Consider the following 19,184-nt stretch of genomic DNA (forward strand, 5'->3'; position numbering starts at 1 on the left):
GCCCGCTGGGCGCCCCCGCTGCTCGGTCCCACGCCCCGGGAGCGGCTCGCCGCCGCCGAGGCACGCGCCGCCGACCTGGCCGTACGCAACCGGCTGGCGCGGGAGCTGCACGACGCCGTCGGTCACGCCCTGAGCGCGGTCACCCTCCAGGCGAGCGCGGCCCGCCGGGTCCTCGACAGCGACCCGGAGTTCGCCCGCGAGGCCCTCGCCGCGATCGAGGACACCACCCGGCGCACCGTCGGTGAACTGGACGCCGTGCTGGGTGTGCTGCGTGAGGGCAACGCCCCCGGCACGGCCCCGGCGCCGACCCTCGCCGCCGACCTCGACGGCCTGCTGCGGCGTACCCGGGCCGGCGGACAACGGGTGCGCGCGACCGTGGACGCCGACCCGGAGGCACTGCCCCCGCTGCTCTCCCGCGAGGCTTACCGCATCGTGCAGGAGGGGCTGAGCAACGCCCTCAAACACGCCGGTGCGCGGGCCGCGGTGGAGCTGCGGATCACGGTGACGGGCGGAGCACTGGAGATCACCGTGGAGAACCCGGTGGGCGGCCCCGCGCCCTCCCGCGCCGGGGGCGGCCACGGGCTGCGCGGCATGGCGGACCGGGCCAGGCTGCTGGGCGGCACCGCGACGGCCGGACCGACCGGGACGCAGACCTGGCGGCTGCACGCGACGCTGCCCATGACAGACCCGTATGACAGGCCCCGCACGAGAGGACCCGCATGACCCGCACGGCCCCGATCCGTGTCGTCCTCGCGGACGACGAGCGCATGGTGCGCACCGCGTTGCGCGCCATCCTGTCCGCCGAGCCGGACCTGGAGGTGGTGGGCGAGGCGGCCACGGGCGCCGAGGCGGTGTCGGTGGTGCGGGAGGTGCGGCCCGACGTCGTCCTCATGGACGTCCGGATGCCGGAGACCGACGGGATCCGCGCCACCGAGCAGATTCTCGCCACGGTGGAGGAGCCGCCGCGGATCGTCGTCGTGACGACGTTCGAGAACGACTCCTACGTGTACGGCGCGCTGCGGGCCGGAGCGGCCGGGTTCTTGCTGAAGCGGTCGGACGCCGACACGCTGGTGCAGGCCGTCCGTCTGGTGGCGCGCAGCGACAGCCTGCTGTTCCCGGCGGCCGTGCGCACCCTCGCGGCCGAGCACGCCCGCGCACGCCCGGAGCCGCCCGCGTGGGTGGCGAAGCTCGCGGGGCGCGAGCGGGAGGTGCTGCGGCACATGGCGCAGGGGCTGACCAACGCGGAGATCGCCCGCCGGATGGAGGTCGGCGCGGCCACGGTGAAGTCGCACGTCGCGGCGGTCCTGGGCAAGACCGGCACCCGGGACCGCACGCAGGCGGTGATCGCGGCGTACGAGGCCGGTTTTCTGAACGGCGGATGAGAAAACCGGCCCGACGCATGAGAAAGCGGGACGGACGGGAACGATCCGCCCGGCGTGACTCGTCCTCCTGTTCGGAATGAACAAGACGATCAGGCGCGCCTCCGTCTTCGCGCTGCTGCTGGTGTTCGCTCTGCTGGTCAGGGCGACCTGGGTGCAGTTCTACGAGGGCCGGGCGCTCGCAGACGACAAGGACAACCGGCGGAACGCGATCGAGACGTACTCGGCGCCGCTCGGGAACATCATCGTGGGCGGCCGGTCGGTCACCGGCTCGGCGCCGACGAGGACGGGCGATCTGAAGTACAAGCGGACGTACACGGACGGTCCGCTGTACGCGGCGGTGACGGGATACGCGTCGCAGGCGTACGCCCCGACTCAGCTGGAGGGCATCTACACCGATCTGCTCAACGGCACGGACAGCCGGCTGAAGTCCGTGATGGACACGCTCACCAACCAGCGGGCCGAGCCGGGCAACGTGGTCACGACCATCGACCCGGACGTGCAGAAGGCGGCCTACGAGGCGCTGGGCGACAAGAAGGGCGGTGCCGTCGCGATCGACCCGAAGACGGGGAAGATCCTCGCGGTCGTGTCGACGCCGTCGTACGACCCTTCGTCACTGACCGACGCCAACACCGCGGGGGCGGCCTGGCAGAAGCTCACGGCGGACCCGGAGAAGCCTCTGGTCAACCGCGCGCTGCGGCAGCCGCTGCCGCCCGGTTCGACGTTCAAGCTGGTCGTGGCGGCGGCCGCGCTGGAGGACGGGCTGTACGCGTCGGTGGACGAGCGGACGGACAGCCCGGACCCGTACACGCTGCCCGGCACCAGCCGGGACCTGACGAACGAGAACCCGAACGCGCCCTGCACGAACGCCACGATCCGCACGGCGCTGGAGTACTCGTGCAACAACGTCTTCGCCAAGATGGCCGTGAAGCTCGGCCAGGACAAGGTCAAGGCGATGGCCGACAAGTTCGGCTTCGACGACGACGAGCTGGACGTGCCGGTCCGGGCCTACACGAGCGTGTACCCGTCGGACATGGACCCGTCGCAGACGGCCCTGACGGGCATCGGCCAGTTCGACGTCACCGCCACACCGCTGCAAATGGCCATGGTGTCCGCGGCCATCGCCAACGGCGGCAAGCTGGTGTCGCCGCACATGGTCGCGCAGATCACCGACAGCGGTGGCGATGTGCTGCGGGACTACGACGACGCCGGCACCGAGGAGATCGTCAGCTCCTCGACCGCCGAGCAGCTCCAGTCGGCGATGGAGACGGTCGTGAGCAAGGGCACGGGCACGAACGCCCAGGTGCCGGGCGCGACCGTGGGCGGCAAGACGGGCACGGCCCAGCACGGCGAGAACAACAGCCAGGTGCCGTACGCCTGGTTCACCTCGTACGGCAAGTCCGACTCGTCGGGCAAGGAGGTCGCCGTGGCGGTCATGGTCGAGCAGTCGGACGCGGCCCGCTCGGAGGTCAGTGGCAACGGCCTGGCGGCGCCGGTCGCCAAGGCGATGATGCAAGCGGCGCTCAAGGACTGAACCCCCGACGCCGGTAAGCCGTCTGTACAGACGAGACGGGCCGCCCCCTTCCCCCCGGGGGCGGCCCGTCCTCTTGTCACCGGGCGTCCGGCGTCACTTCGCTCCGAGGAGCTGCTCGATCGGGTCGATCGCGAAGTACACGAGGAACAGCGCCGAGGTCCCCCAGAGCAGCCAGTGCACCTCCTTGGCCTTGCCGAGGACGGTCTTGATGACGACGTAGGCGAGGAAGCCGGCGCCGATGCCGTTGGTGATGGAGTAGGTGAACGGCATGACGGCGATGGTGAGGAACGCCGGGATGGCGATGTCGTAGCGGTCCCAGTCGATGTGCTTGACCTGGGTCATCATCAGGAAGCCGACGGCGACCAGGGCGGGGGCGGCCGCCTGGAGCGGGACGATGGTGAGCAGCGGGGTCAGGAACAGCGCGAGGCCGAACAGGCCGCCGGTGACGAGGTTGGAGAAGCCGGTGCGCGAGCCCTCGCCGACACCGGCGGCGGACTCGATGTAGGAGGTCGCCGAGGAGGCGGAGGCCGCACCGCCCGCGACCGCGGCGGCACCGTCGATGAGCAGCACCCGGCCGAGGTTCGGGACCTTGCCCTCCTCGTCGAGCAGGCCGGCCTCGGCGCTGATGCCGACGACCGTGCCCATGGTGTCGAAGAAGTCGGACAGGATCAGCGTGAAGATCAGCAGGACGACGGTGATGACGCCGACGCCGGGGGCGCTGAACGCGCCGAACAGGTCGAAGTCGCCGATGAGCCCGAAGTCGGGGGCGTCGACGAGCTTGTCCGGCCAGGAAGGTGTGGTCAGGCCCCAGGACTTGATGTCGGCGAGGGAGTTGATCACGATCGCCAGCGCGGTCATGGTGACGATGCTGATGAGGATGGCGCCCTTGACCTTGCGGGCGAGCAGTCCGACGGTCAGCAGCACGCCGAGGCAGAAGACGAGCATCGGCCAGCCGGCGAGGGTGCCGGTGCCGCCCAGCTGGACGGGCACGGTGGTGTTGGCGGCGTCCGGGATGCGGCTGACGAACCCGGCGTCGACGAAGCCGATGAAGGCGATGAACAGGCCGATGCCGACGCTGATCGCCTGCTTGAGCGGCTGGGGTATCGCGTGCATGACAGCCTCGCGCAGACCGGTCACCACCAGCACACAGATCAGCAGGCCTTCGAGGACGATCAGACCCATCGCGTCGTCCCAGCTCATCAGCGGGGCGATCTGGAAGGCGACCACGGCGTTCAGTCCGAGTCCGGCGGCGAGCGCCAGGGGGAGGTTGCCGCCGACGCCCATGATGATCGTCATGACGGCGGCCACCAGGGCGGTGGCGGTGGTGAGTTGGACGGCGTCCAGCTGGTGCCCGAACTTGTCCTTCGCGCTGCCCAGGATGATGGGATTCAGGACAAGGATGTAGGCCATCGTGAAGAACGTGGCGAAGCCGCCACGGATCTCCCGGCCGAAGGTGGACCCCCGCTCGGAGATCTTGAAGAACCGGTCGACGCTGTTCGCCGCTGGTGGCGCGGCGTCGGACCGGTCGGCCACCTTCTGCGATTCGGACATGGCGCGTGCTCCTTGGTGCCTGGGTGATCGGTGTGCGGGTGCTGGCTGGATTTTCGTCGTGCTGAACCACGTTCAGGTTTTGTTCGTGTTACGAAATCGAAGTCCGGCCTGCCATACGACGTTCGAAGCTCCGTACGAACCACCCGACGATCGCTGCTACGCTTCCCGGTCTCGTCCGGACTTCCCCGGATGATCACATGTCATCTACATGACACCCACACAGGGCACCCCGGCCGGGAGCGCCCGGAGCCGCTGCGAGGAGAGGTCGCCCGTGGGCAGAGCCGTCGACGACGCCGCCTCCGTGGAGTTCCACGCCTTCTTCGAGCGCCACTACACCGAACTGTCCCGGCTCGCCCATCTGCTGACGGGCGAGCCGGATACCGCCGACGACCTGGCGGCGGACGCGTTGCTGGCGCTGTGGCACCGCTGGGACCGGGTGCGCGCGGCCGACCATCCGGTGGCGTACGCCCGTGGTGTGGTCGCCAACCTGGCCCGTACCCGCATCCGCAGCGCGGTGCGCGAGCGGCGGCGTATCGCCCTGTTCTGGTCACAGCGCGAGGAGAACACCGAGAACCCGGACATCCCGGGCGTGGTCGACGTGCAGGAGGCGTTGCGCAGGCTGCCGTTCCGCAAGCGGGCCTGTGTGGTGCTGCGGCACGCGTTCGACCTGTCGGAGAAGGACACCGCGCTCGCCCTCGGCGTCTCGGTGGGTACGGTGAAGAGCCAGACCTCGAAGGGAATGGCCGAACTCCAGCGGTTGCTGGGGACGCGGGGCGTGCCGCAGCGGATGCACGCGACGCTGGGTGCCCCGCGCCGCTCGCCCGCCGTGGAGGGCGTGCGCACCGGTGAGGGCGGAGGGAGGGACCGATGAGCATGCGGCGGGACGTGCACGAGGAGCTGCGCGCCCGGCTGCACGAGGCGGCCGGGGCGCACGAGCCGGACCGGGAGCACATGCTGGCCCGGATCGAGCGCGGCATGGCCGGTCCGGCCGTTTCCGGCCACCGGGCGACGCGTCCGCCGGTGTTCGGCTGGATGCGGGTGGCCGGTGCGACGGCCGCGGTCGCCGGTGTCCTGGCTGTGGGCGGTTACGCGGTGGCATCGGCGGTGAAGGACGAAACCGCCCCGCGGCAGCAGGAAGTGGCCACCTCGGCGACGCCCACGCCGTCCTCGGAGGCGACGAGCCGGGCACCCGCGCCTCCGGTGGAGCCGGCGCCGAGCCGGTCGCCCGAGCGTCGCGAGTCGAGCCCGCCGCCGTCGAACACGCCGAGCGCCCCGGCCGCCGAGCGGCCGTCCGCCGGCCCGCAGGACGGACCGCTGCGGTCGGACGGTTCGGTGGACCCGCACAGCAACGACTTCTGGGCGCAGAGCAATGTCACCCTCAAGACCCGCGAGCAACTGACCGCGCTGACCGTGCGGTTGGAGGTGGCCCAGACCGGTGGGGTCTCCGACGCGGGCGCCTGGCGCTCCCTGCCCGAGACCGACTTCACCCTCACGGTGGCCGAGCGGGACGGCTTCCTCGTCTACACCTGGACCCTCAAGGAGGGCCGTACGGTCCCGGTGGGCGAGTGGGTGTTCGCGGGGCAGTTCAACCATGCCCGGGGCGGCCGCGACGCGGGCGGGGACCGGTACTCGGTGACGGCCGCCGCCGGTTCGCGGCAGCTGTCGGTGGGCGGTTCCTTCGCCGCCGTGGACGACGGCCGGTGAAAAACCTCCGAAGAACGCGGCAACCTTTCCTTCGCCGGTGGCGACCACCAGGCGCAAGCGTCACCCATCCGAGGAACCGGTACATGACTGCACCAGCAGAACGACGCGTCCGCCACCGCCGCGGCGTCACCAAGCGGCGGACGGTGATCGCCGCGGTGTCCGCGTTCGGCATCACGGGAGCGGCGATCGTCACCACGTCGATGCTGTCGACGGCGGGCGCCGCGTCCTCCTGGCCCACGGACACGGGCAAGACGCCCGTACCGAAGACCATCCCGGTCTCCGGTGTGCGCGACGGCGGGATGAAGATGTTCTACGGCACCGGCGCGCTCGGCAACGACAACCAGGACGAGGGCCAGGACCCGATCTTCGAGCTGGCCGACGGCGCGATCCTGAAGAACGTCGTCATCGGCACCCCCGCGGCCGACGGCGTGCACTGCAAGGGCACGTGCACCCTGCAGAACGTGTGGTGGCTGGACGTCGGCGAGGACGCGGCCAGCTTCAAGGGCAAGTCCGCCTCCGCGGTGTACAGGGTGATCGGCGGCGGCGCGAAGGACGCCGACGACAAGGTGCTGCAGTTCAACGGCGCGGGCACCCTGAACGTGTCGGGCTTCCAGGTCCGGAACGCCGGCAAGCTGGTCCGCTCCTGCGGCAACTGCACGACGCAGTACAAGCGCACGATCGTGCTCAGCGACATCGACGTGACCGCGCCGATGAACTCGATCGTCGGCGTGAACGCCAACTACGGCGACACGGCGACGCTGTCGGGGATCCGTATCCACGACGACAGCAAGAAGAAGATCAAGACCTGTGTGCGCTTCGAGGGAAACAACACGGGCAAGGAGCCCAAGGAGCTGACGCCGCCCGGCCCGGACGGCAGGAGCTGCACGTTCAAGGCGTCCGACATCGACTACCAGTAGGCGCTGCCCCCCCCTGTGACTCCGGCCGGCCCTCGTCCCCCCTTGGGCCGACCGGAACGCCGGGTGTCCGGCCCCCCAGCCGGACGTCCCGGCACCTCGGCCCTCCGGAGCCCCCCTCCGGACGGCCGGACGGTACCGGTCGAGCCCCCCTCGGCCGGTCGGCAGGGCGCCCCCGTCGCTTCGCACCGACGGGGGCGTCGCCCTGAGCGGAGGGGTGTCAGTCCATCGTCGAGCCGATGGCGGTGGAGCCGGTCGTCAGGAACGCCGTCCCGGGCAGGGACCCGTCCGCCCGGCGGGCTCCGTACGTGCCGGCCGGGTCCGTCGAATGGAAGGACGGGGTGGCGGTGCCGCTGTCCCAGGTGTTGCCGGCGGAGACCGCCGAGGGGCCGAGCTTCGCCGCTCCGCCCTTGTCGCCGACGGCGAGGTTCCCGCCGAGCCGGACCGTACCGGTGGCGAAGGAGAAGCCGTTCCCGGCGTTGGCGTAGGCCGTGTTGCGGTGCAGGGCGACGGCGCCGGTGTTGGAGTTCCCGGTGAAGCCGTGCCGCGTGTTGTCCCAGGCCGCGTTGCCGGTGACGACGTGGGCGGCGGCCACGCCCCCGCCGCCCAGCTCGAAGCCGTTGCCGTCGCCCTCGAACGCCGTGTCCCTCCAGCGGTTCTCGCCGTTGCCGAAGGCCCAGGAGTGCTCGATGGTCACCGGCGAGGAGAACTGCCGCAGGTCGAGGCCGTCGTCGGCGTTGCCGTGGAGCCGGGCTCCGGTGATCCTGTTCCCGGTCCCCGAGCCGAACGTGACCGCGATGCCGTCGGCGTTCCGGCCGTGGCCGGCCGGGTCGTAGTTGCCGTGGCTGTCCAGGTTCTGCACGAGGTTGCCGGTGGTGCCGTCGCCGCGCAGGGTGAAGCCGGAGTCGCCGTTGTCCGCGGTGACCAGGTTTCTGAAGATCCCGCCGACCGAGGACGTGGCGACGAAACCCTGGGCCGGGGAGTTGACGAACGCCAGGTCCTGGACGGTCCAGTGGTCGCCGCTGATCCCGGCCAGCCAGGAGCCGGCGGGCAGTCGGGACCCGTCGATCCGCACCTTCTCCCCGTCGTACGCCCGCAGGGTGATGGGCGCGGAAGCGGTGCCGTTCGCGCCGGACTCCAGAGGGGCGGACGGGTGGTAGGTACCGCCGCGGACCTGGATCACGGTGCCGGCGGCGGCGTTCCGCACGGCCTCTTCGAGCTGGGCCGCGGAGGAGACGGTGACCGTCGTCGAGGCGGCCCGGGCGCCGCCGGTCGTCAGCCCGAGGCCGACGCCGCCGGCCCCCGCGGCACAGACCACGGCCGCGGCGACGGAGAGCGTACGGGTGCGATGGCGTCCGGTGCTCGGCGGCACGGGGCGTTCCTTTCCTGGGGGGCCGGGAACGGAAAACGGTTCGGAGGGGTCCGCTCCGGCCCGTTTCCCGTCCGTCAGTCGCCGCCCGCGCCGGAAAGGGTTGCCGCCGTCACGTGTACCGGAGGCGCCGCTGTCCCGAAAGTTTCGGAACCACGGGCCGCACGCCGACCCGTTGACGCCCTGCGTCCCTCCGGTGACACTCCGAGGGCCGCTGTCCAACAGAATCCCCCACACTCCGACAGGAAGTGTCATGCGCCCCCGCATCGCCCGCACGCTCCTGCTGCCCCTCCTGGCCCTGACCGGCCTCCTCACGACCCTCCTCACGGCACCGCCCAGCACCGCAGACCCCGGAGCCCGACCCGTGAAGCACAGCAAGTACGCCGGCTATCTCTTCGCCTACTTCACCGGCGAGGGCACGGCCGACGGCGAGCAGATCCGCTACGCCCTGAGCCGCGGCAACGACCCGCTGCACTGGCGCGAGCTGAACGCCGGCAAGCCGGTCCTGACGTCCACGATCGGCGAGAAGGGCCTGCGCGACCCGTTCGTCATCCGCTCCCCCGAGGGCGACAAGTTCTACCTGATCGCCACCGACCTGCGGATGTACAAGAACTCCAGCGGCAGCTGGGACCAGGTGCAGCGGCACGGCAGCAAGTCGATCATGGTCTGGGAGTCCACCGACCTGATCCACTGGACCGACCAGCGCCTGGTGAAGGTCTCCCCGGACAGCGCGGGCAACACCTGGGCCCCGGAGGCCTACTGGGACGACGAGCTCGACGCGTACGTCGTCTTCTGGGCGTCGAAGCTGTACGCCGACGACGACCCGGACCACAAGGGCAGCACGTACAACAAGATGCTGTACGCCACGACGAAGGACTTCCGCACCTTCAGCGAGCCGAAGGTCTGGAACGACCCGGGCTACTCGGTGATCGACTCGACGGTCGTGAAGTACAAGGACGAGTACTACCGCTACACCAAGGACGAGCGGGACCCCGGCTCCTCCAGCCCCTGCTCGAAGTTCATCACCGGGGAGAGGTCCACGTCCCTGACCTCGACGACGTACGACTTCGTGGCCGACTGCATCGGCAAGGGCGCGATGGACCGCGGCGAGGGCCCGACGGTGTTCAAGTCGAACACCGAGAAGAAGTGGTACCTGTTCATCGACGAGTACGGCGGCCGCGGCTACCTCCCCTTCGAGACCACCGACCTCGCCTCCGGCAAGTGGACCCCGTCCACCGACTACCAGCTCCCGGCGAGCCCCCGGCACGGCACGGTGCTTCCGGTGACGCAGCGGGAGTACGACCGCCTGCTGGCCGCCTACCCGGCCACGCCCGCCTCGGTGGTGGACGCGACGGCGAAACACCAGAAGGGGTACGCGATCGTCACGGACAGCGCCTCGAAGGTCGTGCTGCCGATGCGGCCCGACGCCGACCTGCGCGGCCTCGCCCCGAAGCTGTGGGTGGGTGAGGGCGCGAAGCTCAACCCGAAGTCCGGCACCCGGCGCGACTTCCGCACACCGCAGGAGTACACGGTCACGGCCGCCGACGGCACCCGGCGGACCTGGACGGTCGAGGCGGTGCGCACCCGCAGCCCGATCCTGCCCGGCCTGAACGCCGACCCCGACGTGCACTACCTGAACGGCCGGTACTGGATCTACCCGACGACGGACGGCTTCCCGGGCTGGAGCGGCACCCGGTTCAAGGCGTACTCGTCGAAGGACCTGGTCAACTGGAAGGACCACGGCGTCATCCTCGACCTCGGGCCGGACGTGACCTGGGCCGACAAGAACGCCTGGGCACCCGCGATCGCCGAGCGGGACGGCAGGTACTACTTCTACTTCTGCGCCGAGCAGCAGATCGGCGTGGCGGTGGCGGACTCCCCCGCCGGCCCCTTCAAGGACGCGCTCGGCAAGCCCCTGGTCACCAAGGGCGGTTCGCTGAAGGGCCAGATGATCGACCCGGCGGTCTTCACGGACGACGACGGCCAGGCCTACCTGTACTGGGGCAACGGTCACGGATACGTGGTGCCGCTGAACGACGACATGGTGTCCTTCGACGCCTCGAAGGTGAAGGACATCACCCCCGCGGACTTCCGCGAGGGCTCCTTCGTGATCAAGCGCAAGGGCACGTACTACTTCATGTGGTCCGAGGACGACACCCGCAGCGAGAACTACCACGTGGCGTACGCGACGGGTCCCTCCCCGCTCGGCCCGTGGACCAAGCGCGGGACGATCCTTCAGAAGCGGCCCGAGTACGGCATCCTCGGCACCGGCCACCACTCGGTGGTGAACACCCCCGGCACCGACGACTGGTACGCCGTGTACCACCGCTTCGCCCTCAACGGGCCCGGCCGGCCGGGTGGCGACGGCATGCACCGCGAGACCACCGTCGACCGCCTGGAGTTCGCGGCCGACGGCAGCATCAGGCCGGTGGTGCCGACGCTGGAGGGCGTCCAGCCGGTGCGGCGGTGAGCCTCACAGGACGTCGTCGAGCCAGCTGAAGACCTCGTCCTGCATCCGATCGGTGAAGACGTGGCCGAGTTCCGGCCACGTCTTCATCCGTATCCGCTCCTCGGCGTGGTGCGAGCGCCAGACCGCACGCAGCTTGCCGTACGCGGCCCGCACGCCCTCGGCCGGGAACAGCGTGTCGCGTCCGCCCGCGAAGAACAGCATCGGCCTGGGGGCGGCGATGCTCGCCACGTCGGGGATGTCGAGGTGCCGGGCGAGGCCGGGGTGGAGCATGAAGTACGCCGACTGACCGCGCAGGGTGTTGTTGCCGGGCACCATCATCTCCTTCAGGCCGGTCATCCAGCAGACGCTCGCGGCGGCCGCCACGTGGTCGCTGAGGGCCGCGGTCTGCCAGGCCCGGTAGGCGCCCATGGAGAAGCCGACGGCCGCGACCCGCCGGGCGTCCACCCGGTCGAGTCCCGCCAGGAAGGCGGCGGCCCGCTGGTCCTCCCTGGCCATGAGCCCGGCCAGGGAGGAGCCGAGGTTGTAGAAGTTGGCGGCGAGCGCCTGCTGCTGCTCGTGGGCGAGGGGGCCGCGATCGCCCCAGCCGAGCGCGTCCAGGCAGAGCACCACATAGCCGCGGCGGGCCAGTTCGTCCCCGACGAACCGTCCGCTGAAGTACGTGTCCGCCCAAGCGCGGGCGGAGGCGAGACGGGTGTCGTCGTACCAGGGCCGGACGAGTTTCTCCTTGCCGATGTCGAACCGGGCGCCGTGGTCGTGCAGGAGCAGCACCGCGGGGAAGGGCCCGCGTCCGTGCGGCGTGAGCAGGGCGCCGCGGACCCGTTCGTAGCGGGTGAGGGTGACGGTGACCAGCTCGCGGGTGCAGTCCCGCGTCCGGGAGCGGCCGGTGAACTCCGGTGCGTACGGCGTCCCGTCCTGCCGCTCGACGAGGAGGTGCTCCTCGACGGTGGCGCGGGCGGCCCGCCGCCAGGCACGGACGTCGCGGACCGGGGACCGGCCCCAGGCGAGCGGGAAGGTCAGGGCGTCCTTCAGCGCCGGGTGGAAATCGGGCAGCGGGGCGTCCACGACCGCCGCCTCCGCCCCGCTCGCCGCTCCCCCGCCCAGCAGCGCGGCACTCGCCCCGGCCACGAACGTGCGTCGCCCCAACGCGTCATGGACGTCCATGCGGCCTCCCCTCGGGGTCCCGGCCGACGTCGCTCCGGAGTCCGGGAGCGCTCGCCGCGGCGTTCAGGCGGGCGGGCCTGCCGTTGAACCAGGAGCCGGTCGAGGCCCAGCCGACGGGGGCGCGTCCGGCGGCGGAGGCCGCGGGGGCCGGCCAGAGCGTGCACCCACCGGGGAGGAGGGCCGCGGCCCTACGCACAGGGCCTCCAGTCGCCGAGGTAGCGGGCCCTGGTGTGCGACGCGGCCTGGGAGACGCTCAGTTGCGGCCTGTTCTCCGGAACGGAGACGACAGCCCCCGGCCCGGTGTTCCGGTATTCGGCGAACCGCATGCTCTGCCAGGGATGGGCATCCCGCATGGTGGTGTACGGGGCCACCGCGTCGATGCCGGGGCCGAGCCAGGTGTCCCGCACGGTGAGCATGGGCCGGGCGGTGGGGTCGGAGCTGGGCACCCAGGGGCGGGCCAGCTTGTAGTAGCCGTCGGGGGCCTCGCTGCTGACGCGGCTCCTGGTGACCAGGTAGCCGAGCGGACTGGCGCCCGCGGTCGAGGGCGCGAAGACGAACCCGTAGGGGGCGCCGACCAGGTCGGTCCTCGACAGGGTCCGGAAGTGGCACCGGTCGAAGACGGCGGTCGCCCGTCCGAAGACGAAGTCGACGTCGCCCTCGGCGTAGCAGTGGGTGAAGTACTGGCGCGCCAAGGTGCCGAGGGCCATGGAGTCGGCGTACAGGGTGTCCTGGTGGCCGAGGAACCGGCAGTGGTGGAAGGCGGAGCGGTCGCCCTGGACCTTGAGGGCGACGGCCTGGGTGCCGGTGACGTCGGGGTGGTCGGCGCGCAGCCAGTCGTTGGCGAAGGTGATCCAGCGGGCGGTGAAGCCGTCGGCCTGGACGGTGGCGGTGGCCGAGCCGGTGGTGCCGTGGGTGCCGCCGCCGGGCTTGGGCGTTCCGGCCGCGTTGTCGTACACGATCACGACGTCGCCGGGGTCCTCGCTCGCCCCGACCCAGGTCATCCCGGTGCGGGTGCGATCGACGGCGACGGTCTGCCGGTAGACGCCCGGCGCGATGACCAGCGTGTATCCACTGCCGTCGGCGGCGGCCACGGCATCGCGGACCGTGGTGTGGTCACCGGCTCCGTCCGGGTGGACGTACAGGGTCCGGGGATCGCGGCGCGCGGCGGGCGATCCGTACCGGCCGAACGGTCGCGGCCGGGTGCCGGCCCGCGCGGGGCCGGGGACGAGGCCGAGGAGGGTGCCCGCCGCGGCGCTCGCGGCGAGGAACCCCCGGCGGGAGAAGGGGGAAGGGTCGGGCTGCGCGAGCATGCGGATGCTCCTTCGCGGTGCGGCGGGTGCGGGGGTGGGATGTGGCCGGGGCGGGCCCGCCCCGGGGCGGGGGTGCGATGCGGGCCGCCCCGGCCGGTCGGGGCGGATCAGCAGAGGCGGCCGGCGCCTGCCCGGGCGTCGACGATGCCCGGGACGGCCTGCGCCGGGTCGACGTCCGCGCGCAGGGTCGGCGTCCAGCCGGCGCCCGGCTGGAGCGTCTCCCCGGGGATCTCCGCGTTGTGCACGGCGATCAGGTCGACCGCCTTGCCGTTGACGATGTTGGAGGCCGCGGTGACCGGCGCCTCGTTCCACTTCTTGAGGATCTTCGCCGGGCTGATGCCCTGCGCCAGCGTGAACGCGTTGTGCTCGGCGACGAGCCGGGACTCCTTGCCGATGCCGTAGACGTAGCCCCACTTCTGGCCCTTGGTGACCACGAAGTGGTTGTTGTACGAGTCGACCTGCCCGAACCGCACCCGCGGCGCCCGTTCGACGATGCCCTCGAAGCGGTTGTGGTGCAGCGTGACCTTCAGCTTGCCCGTGTCGTCGGCGGTGGCGCTGTCGCTGTTGCCGATCAGCATGGTCTTGTCGTGGTCCTTGAAGGAATTCCAGGACACGGTCACGTGGTTGGAGCCGCGCACGACATCGAGCAGCCCGTCGTGCTGCTGGTAGGTCTTGCCGAAATAGGACGGCAGCGCGCTGTCGGGGTAGCGGCCGTCGGTCAGCGTGTTGTGGTCGACCCACACGTGCGTGGAGCCGTACACCACGATCCCGTCGTACTCGCTGTTCCAGGCGCCGGTCCTGTTGTCGTCGGTGGGGTCCCACTGCGGGAAGCAGTCGATCGGGGCCTCGAAGGCGAGGTTGCGGACGATGACGTTGTCCACGCCCTTGATCTGCAGGCTGCCGCCGCGGATCCCGGAGCCCTTCCCCACGCCCACGATGGTGGTGTTGGAGGGCACGGCCGCCTTGATGGTCCCGTCCTGCGCGGCGGCGGACGCGGCCCGCAGGTCCTCCTGCTCACCGCTGACCGGCTTGTCGTGGCCCCAGACGGCGGGGTCGTAGGCGGCGAGGTACTTCCGGAAGTCGTAGCCCTCGGCCGCGAACGCGTCGCAGCCCCGGGAGACGGCGTCGATGACGCCCTTGACCTTGATGATCCTGGGCGCGGTCCCGCCGTCCTTCAGGGCGGCCCGGAACTGCTCCCAGGTGGTGACGGTGTAGACGTGCTGGGCGTCGGCCGTCGCTCCGCCGGTGGTGCCGGTGCCGTGGGAGCCCCATCCGTCGCCGGCGCCGAGGGTCTGGCGCGCGATGTCCCGCGGCTGGGCCTGGGCACCGGTGCCGCTCAGGGACAGCACGAGCGCGGTGCAGCCGATGAGCAGGGCGGTTCTCGCTATGACATGATCATGACAGTTGCGTGCGTTCATGGTGCGGCTCTCTTCCGTCTTCGTCGGGGGTGTTACGCGGCGGCTTCCGGCCAGGTGATCCAGGACTGCGGAATCCGCTCGTCCAGCCGCCGTACGTCCCGCGGCCCGAGCACCCGGGTGCGCAGCAGCTCCCGCGCCACGAGCCGGGCCACCTCGACGGCACCGGGCGGGTTGAAGTGCGTGTTGTCCTGCTCGGTCGCCGTCCAGTTGAAGTACTTCTTGGTCTCCTCGGCCCCGAGCCGCTGCCACAGGGCGAGCGACAGCGCCTGGATGTCGAGCAGCGCGACGCGCTCCTCGGCGGCGAGGGCGCGCATGGCTGCCGGGTACTCCCCGTGCGTCGGCAGGGCCTTCCCGGCGGCGTCGAACCGCCGGCGCTCCACGGAGGTGGCGAGCACGGGCCGCGCTCCACGGGCCCGGGCACCGTCGAGGCACATCCGCAGGTACTCCTGATACGTCGACCAGGGCTCGGTGTACCGGGCGGGATCCTCGGCCTTCTCGTCGTTGTGCGCGAACTGGACGAGGAGGAAGTCCCCGGGCCGGATGGCGGACAGGATCCCCCTCAGCCGCCCCTCGTCGACGAAACTCTTCGAACTCCGGCCGTTCACGGCATGGTTGGAGACGACGAGCCGGGAGTTCTGCAAGAAGAACGGAATCGCCATGCCCCACCCGGCCTCGGGCGCGGCGTCCTTGTACTTCTGGGCGGCGGTGGAATCACCGGCAATAAAGAGGGTTGGGCTGCGACGTGCGCCGGCGTGAGCGGTTCCGGCCGTGGAGAAGGCCAACGGCACGGCGGCCGCGGCGACAGCGATCTGTCTACGACTGAGAGACACGCAGAGTTCCTTTCAACGGGGATGGCTGCCGCGCCTCAGGGGCGCGGGGAACCGCGCGAACAACCACGGGCGGCCCGCGCCCTGATAATCCACGGGCCGCCCCACGGCGATATCCAGAATCAGCCGTTCTGCTGGTTCCATTCCTCCTGCGCGGCATTCAGCTGATCGGCCATCGTGTCCAGGAACTCCTTCGCGCTCGTCTTCCCGAGCAGCACCTTCTGGAAGTTCGGCTCGTTGTCCGCCTTGGAAATCGTGTTCCAGTCCGGCAGGTAATACGGCAGCTGCACGATCGTCGTCGACCCGTCCGACAAGGCGTCGGCGGCCAGCTTCGTGGGCTCGGCCTTGGAGATCCACGGGTCCTTCGCCGCGTCCGTGTTCGACGGCACCTGCCCCGCCGCCTCGTTGAACTTCGAGTTCTCCGCCCTGGACGTGGCGAACTCGATGAACTTCCAGGCGGCGTCCTTGTTCTTGCCGCTCTTGAACAGCCCCAGCCCGTCCACCGGGTTGGACACCTGCACCCGCTTGCCGCCCGCACCGATCGGCTGCGGAATACCGCGGAACTTCTCCGGGCCGAGCGCCTTCACGTGGTCCTGGTACGACCCGAGGTTGTGGTTGAGCATCCCGATGGTGCCGGAGTCCCACTGCGCGACCATCTTGGTGAAGTCGTTGTTGAGGTCGGCGGCCGGAGTGACCTTCTTGTACAGCGCCGCGTACTTCTCCAGCGCCGCTACGTTCCTGGGGTCGTTGACCGTGGTCTTCTCACCACTCGCGTCCCAGAACGACGTGATGCCGGACTGCCCGTACATGGCGTCCAGTGCCTGGGCGATGGAACCCGCACCGCCGCGAATGGTGTAGCCGAACTCGTTCTTGCCCGCGTTCGTCAGCTTCTTCGCGGCCTCGTAGAAGCGGTCCCACGTCGTCGGCTCCTGGAGCCCCGCCTTCTTGAACAGATCGGTGCGGTAGTACAGCACACCGTTGTTCGCGGAGGTGGGGATCGAGTACAGCTTGTCGTCCCCGCCGCCGGCGGCCTTCAGCGACTCGACCATGTCCTTGTTGAGCTTGCCGTTCAGCGACGACGTGCCGAGTCGCTCGTCGAGCGGCTCCAGCGCGCCCTGCGCGGCGAACCCCGCGAGCATCGCCGCGCCCACGCCGCCGACGTCCGGCAGGCCGCCGCCCTGGATCGCGGTGTCGACCTTCGACTGGTACTCGGTCGAGGCGATCCCGACGTAGTCGACCTTGATGTCCGGGTTGGCCTTCTCGAAGTCGGCGATGACCTCCTTCCAGATCTCGGTGCGGACACCGCCGTTGTTGTCCCAGAAGACGATCTTGCCCTTGCCGCTTCCGTCGGCGCCCTTGTCGCCGCCCGCTCCGCTGCCGTCGTCGCCGCAGGCGGTCGCGGTCAGCGCGAGCACGGCCCCGAGGGCGACGGCCGCCGACGTGCGGCGCCCGCCTCTGCTGCTGGTGCGATTGCTGATCTTCATTGGTCGGCTCTCTTCTTCTGGATCCTGCGGAACGTGAGGGTGTGGAGGGTCAGTGGCGGATGTGCGGCGCCCAGCCGTCGGTGCCCGCCAGGTAGGCGGTGACGGTGTGGGAGCGCGCGTCCCGGTCGCTCATCTGCGGACGGTCGGCGGTGACCGTCGCGCCCGGGCCGTAGTTGCGGTGTTCGGTGAACCGTGCGTCCTTCCACGAGAACCCGCTCATGTCGGTCCACGGGGAGGACTTGACCGCGGCCGGCAGCCGGGTCTCCCGGATCAGCACCTGGGCGACCGCGTCCGGCTCGCCGCCCGGGTGCCACGGCCGGCCGAGGTGGTAGGTCCCGGCGGGGGCGTCGCTGACGATCTTCGACTTGGTGATCAGGAACCCGTAGGGGTTGCCCTTCCACGTCGAAGCCGCCGTGATGTAGCCGTTGTTGGAGTCCGAACCGCGGTTCAGCGCCCGGATGACCGACCGCTCGATCACCGTCGTGGCCCGTCCGTAGACGAAGTCGACGTCGCCCTCGATGTAGGAGTCGCGGACGTAGACCCGGCTGGCGGTGGTGAGCTTCGGGCTGTCGGTCATCAGGGTGTCCTGGTTGCCCAGGAACGCGGTGTCCTCGAAGACGATCCGGTCGCCGGTCGTCTTCATCGCCAGGGCCTGCTCGCCCTTCAGCTCGTGCGCGGCCTCGTCGAAGTCGTTGCTGAAGGTGAGATTGCATGCGGTGACGTCGTTCGCGGCGATCCGGGCGGTGGCGCTCCCCGTCGACCCCCCGTACTCGGCGGGCGTGTCGAAGACGATGACGGTGTCGGAGCGGTCGCGTCCGGTCCCGCGCAGCAGGATGTTCGGCTTGCTCGCGGGGATGAACACCTTCTCGCGGTAGGTGCCCGGCGCGACGGCGATGGTGACCGGGGTGTCGTTGCCCTCGGGGACGGCGTCCACGGCGGCCTGCACGGTCGGGTGGTCGCCCGGGACGTGCAGCGTGACCGGCCCGCCGATCCGCTGCTGCGGCCCGGAGGACCGCTTCACCAGCGCGGGCACCGCCGCGGCCGGGTCGAGCCGGTAGGAGTAGAACTCCCGCGGGTCGAACGCCGTGCCCCAGGCGTCGTGCCGGCCCGTCGTGTCGCGCAGGACCGACCCGCGCTGCACCAGTTCCGCCGTGGCGTCGGCCTGGTACGGGTGCTGGACGCCGTCGTAGAAGCTGTTCTCGATGACCATCTTCGTCCGGCCGCGCGCCCAGTTGCCGTACGTCCAGACCGGGTCGCCGTCGGAGAGCTGTGCCGACAGGTAGTTGTTGTAGAGGTGCGCGTAGGCGCAGTTGTCGGCGGACGGGTTGCGCTGCTTGGTGCCCCGGAACCAGTTGTGGTCAACGGTGATCTGCGTCCTGACGTTCGGGGTCCAGCCGATGCCGAAGGTCTTGTTGTTGTCCGTGAACTGGTTGTAGGAGACGGTGACGTACTCGCTGTCCTTGCGGATGTCGAGTTGTCCGTCGCAGATCCGCGAGAACCGGATGTGGTCGATCCACACGTGGTGGGCGGTGTCCAGGCGGATGCCGTCGTAGTCGGTGTCCTTGCAGTCCCAGTTGCCCTCGACGGCCGTGTCGCGGATGGTCAGGTTGCGGATGACGACGTTGTGGGTGCCGGGGTCGAGGGTGAAGCCGCCGTGCACGATCTCGGCGGTGTCGCTCACGCCGATGATGGTCTTGTCCGAGGCGACGGGTATCTCCCGGCCGAAGGGCTCCATCTCCAGAGTGCCCTTGACGCGGATGACGTACGGCTCCTCGGCCGCCGCGTACTTCGCGAGGGAGGCCTGGTCGGTGACGGTGACGACCCTGCCGCCCGCACCGCCGGTGGTCCCGCCGGCGAGCGAGGCGAAGCCGTGCGGCCGGTCGGTCCAGCGGTCCGCGGCGGGACCGGGTGCCGCCGCGGTCCCGGGTTTCGCCGGGGGCCCCGCGTGGGCGTCCCCGATCGCCCCGAGGCTGAGCGCGGCGACGAGGCCGAGCACGGCGGCCAGGGCCATGCCGGGCCGACCCGGTCTCGACAAGCGCTTGCTACGGAGGTGCGTCATGGCG

15 protein-coding genes are annotated in these 19,184 nt (G+C 70.7%); 7 read left to right on the plus strand and 8 right to left on the minus strand.

Annotated features, from left to right (window positions below):
- The 3 genes from GTY56_RS01570 to GTY56_RS01580 form a co-directional block, all read left to right on the plus strand.
- Positions 1–723, plus strand: a 723-nt coding sequence (locus GTY56_RS01570) for a sensor histidine kinase (RefSeq protein WP_237524341.1), incomplete at its 5' end; no start/stop codon positions are given.
- On the plus strand, positions 720–1,382 hold the full coding sequence (locus GTY56_RS01575; protein ID WP_161361735.1) for a response regulator transcription factor: 663 nt from the start codon (positions 720–722) through the stop codon (positions 1,380–1,382). The genes GTY56_RS01570 and GTY56_RS01575, both read left to right, overlap by 4 nt.
- A gap of 76 nt (positions 1,383–1,458) precedes the next feature.
- Positions 1,459–2,913, plus strand: coding sequence for a peptidoglycan D,D-transpeptidase FtsI family protein (locus GTY56_RS01580; protein WP_161361737.1), 1,455 nt, complete (start codon positions 1,459–1,461; stop codon positions 2,911–2,913).
- Between the two features lie 93 nt (positions 2,914–3,006).
- On the opposite strand, the gene GTY56_RS01585 is transcribed toward GTY56_RS01580, so the two are convergent.
- Positions 3,007–4,464, minus strand: coding sequence for an NCS2 family permease (locus tag GTY56_RS01585; RefSeq protein WP_161361739.1), 1,458 nt, complete (start codon positions 4,462–4,464; stop codon positions 3,007–3,009).
- A 271-nt stretch (positions 4,465–4,735) separates the two neighbouring features.
- On the opposite strand from GTY56_RS01585, the gene GTY56_RS01590 reads away from it, so the two are divergent.
- The 3 genes from GTY56_RS01590 to GTY56_RS01600 all read left to right on the plus strand — a co-directional run bounded on the left by GTY56_RS01590 (position 4,736) and on the right by GTY56_RS01600 (position 7,085).
- A complete protein-coding gene (locus tag GTY56_RS01590) occupies positions 4,736–5,335 on the plus strand; it encodes a SigE family RNA polymerase sigma factor (protein ID WP_161361741.1) in 600 nt (199 codons plus the stop codon).
- Positions 5,332–6,168 carry a hypothetical protein gene (locus GTY56_RS01595; RefSeq protein ID WP_161361742.1) on the plus strand — a complete coding sequence of 279 codons (837 nt, stop codon included), beginning with the start codon at positions 5,332–5,334 and terminating at the stop codon, positions 6,166–6,168. The genes GTY56_RS01590 and GTY56_RS01595 overlap by 4 nt, the downstream gene beginning before the upstream one ends.
- Before the next feature lie 83 nt (positions 6,169–6,251).
- Positions 6,252–7,085, plus strand: coding sequence for a pectate lyase (locus tag GTY56_RS01600; RefSeq protein WP_161361744.1), 834 nt, complete (start codon positions 6,252–6,254; stop codon positions 7,083–7,085).
- A gap of 217 nt (positions 7,086–7,302) precedes the next feature.
- Here GTY56_RS01600 and GTY56_RS01605 read toward each other — a convergent pair whose 3' ends face one another.
- On the minus strand, positions 7,303–8,454 hold the full coding sequence (locus GTY56_RS01605) for a right-handed parallel beta-helix repeat-containing protein (protein WP_161361746.1): 1,152 nt from the start codon (positions 8,452–8,454) through the stop codon (positions 7,303–7,305).
- Between the two features lie 250 nt (positions 8,455–8,704).
- Between GTY56_RS01605 and GTY56_RS01610 the strand changes: the two genes are divergently transcribed.
- Positions 8,705–10,921: a glycoside hydrolase family 43 protein gene (locus GTY56_RS01610; RefSeq protein ID WP_161361748.1), complete on the plus strand. Its 2,217-nt coding sequence runs from the start codon at positions 8,705–8,707 to the stop codon at positions 10,919–10,921.
- Between the two features lie 3 nt (positions 10,922–10,924).
- On the opposite strand, the gene GTY56_RS01615 is transcribed toward GTY56_RS01610, so the two are convergent.
- The 6 genes from GTY56_RS01615 to GTY56_RS01640 form a co-directional block, all read right to left on the minus strand.
- Positions 10,925–12,082, minus strand: coding sequence for a dienelactone hydrolase family protein (locus GTY56_RS01615; protein ID WP_161361750.1), 1,158 nt, complete (start codon positions 12,080–12,082; stop codon positions 10,925–10,927).
- 188 nt (positions 12,083–12,270) lie between these two features.
- Positions 12,271–13,392, minus strand: a complete 1,122-nt coding sequence (locus GTY56_RS01620) for a pectinesterase family protein (protein WP_161361752.1) — start codon at positions 13,390–13,392, stop codon at positions 12,271–12,273.
- 107 nt (positions 13,393–13,499) lie between these two features.
- A complete protein-coding gene (locus GTY56_RS01625; RefSeq protein ID WP_161361754.1) occupies positions 13,500–14,810 on the minus strand; it encodes a pectate lyase family protein in 1,311 nt (436 codons plus the stop codon).
- 32 nt (positions 14,811–14,842) lie between these two features.
- The gene (locus GTY56_RS01630; protein WP_161361755.1) at positions 14,843–15,640 is read right to left on the minus strand and encodes a GDSL-type esterase/lipase family protein; all 798 of its coding nucleotides are present in this window, start codon (positions 15,638–15,640) and stop codon (positions 14,843–14,845) included.
- Between the two features lie 119 nt (positions 15,641–15,759).
- The gene (locus tag GTY56_RS01635) at positions 15,760–17,121 is read right to left on the minus strand and encodes an ABC transporter substrate-binding protein (protein ID WP_161361757.1); all 1,362 of its coding nucleotides are present in this window, start codon (positions 17,119–17,121) and stop codon (positions 15,760–15,762) included.
- Between the two features lie 49 nt (positions 17,122–17,170).
- Positions 17,171–19,180 (minus strand): pectinesterase family protein, encoded by a 2,010-nt coding sequence (locus GTY56_RS01640; protein WP_161361759.1) that lies wholly within the window; start codon positions 19,178–19,180, stop codon positions 17,171–17,173.
- Positions 19,181–19,184: the final 4 nt, after the last annotated feature.

The organism is Streptomyces sp. SID5643 (assembly GCF_009872555.1).
GTDB classification, from domain to species: Bacteria; Actinomycetota; Actinomycetes; order Streptomycetales; family Streptomycetaceae; genus Streptomyces; species Streptomyces iakyrus.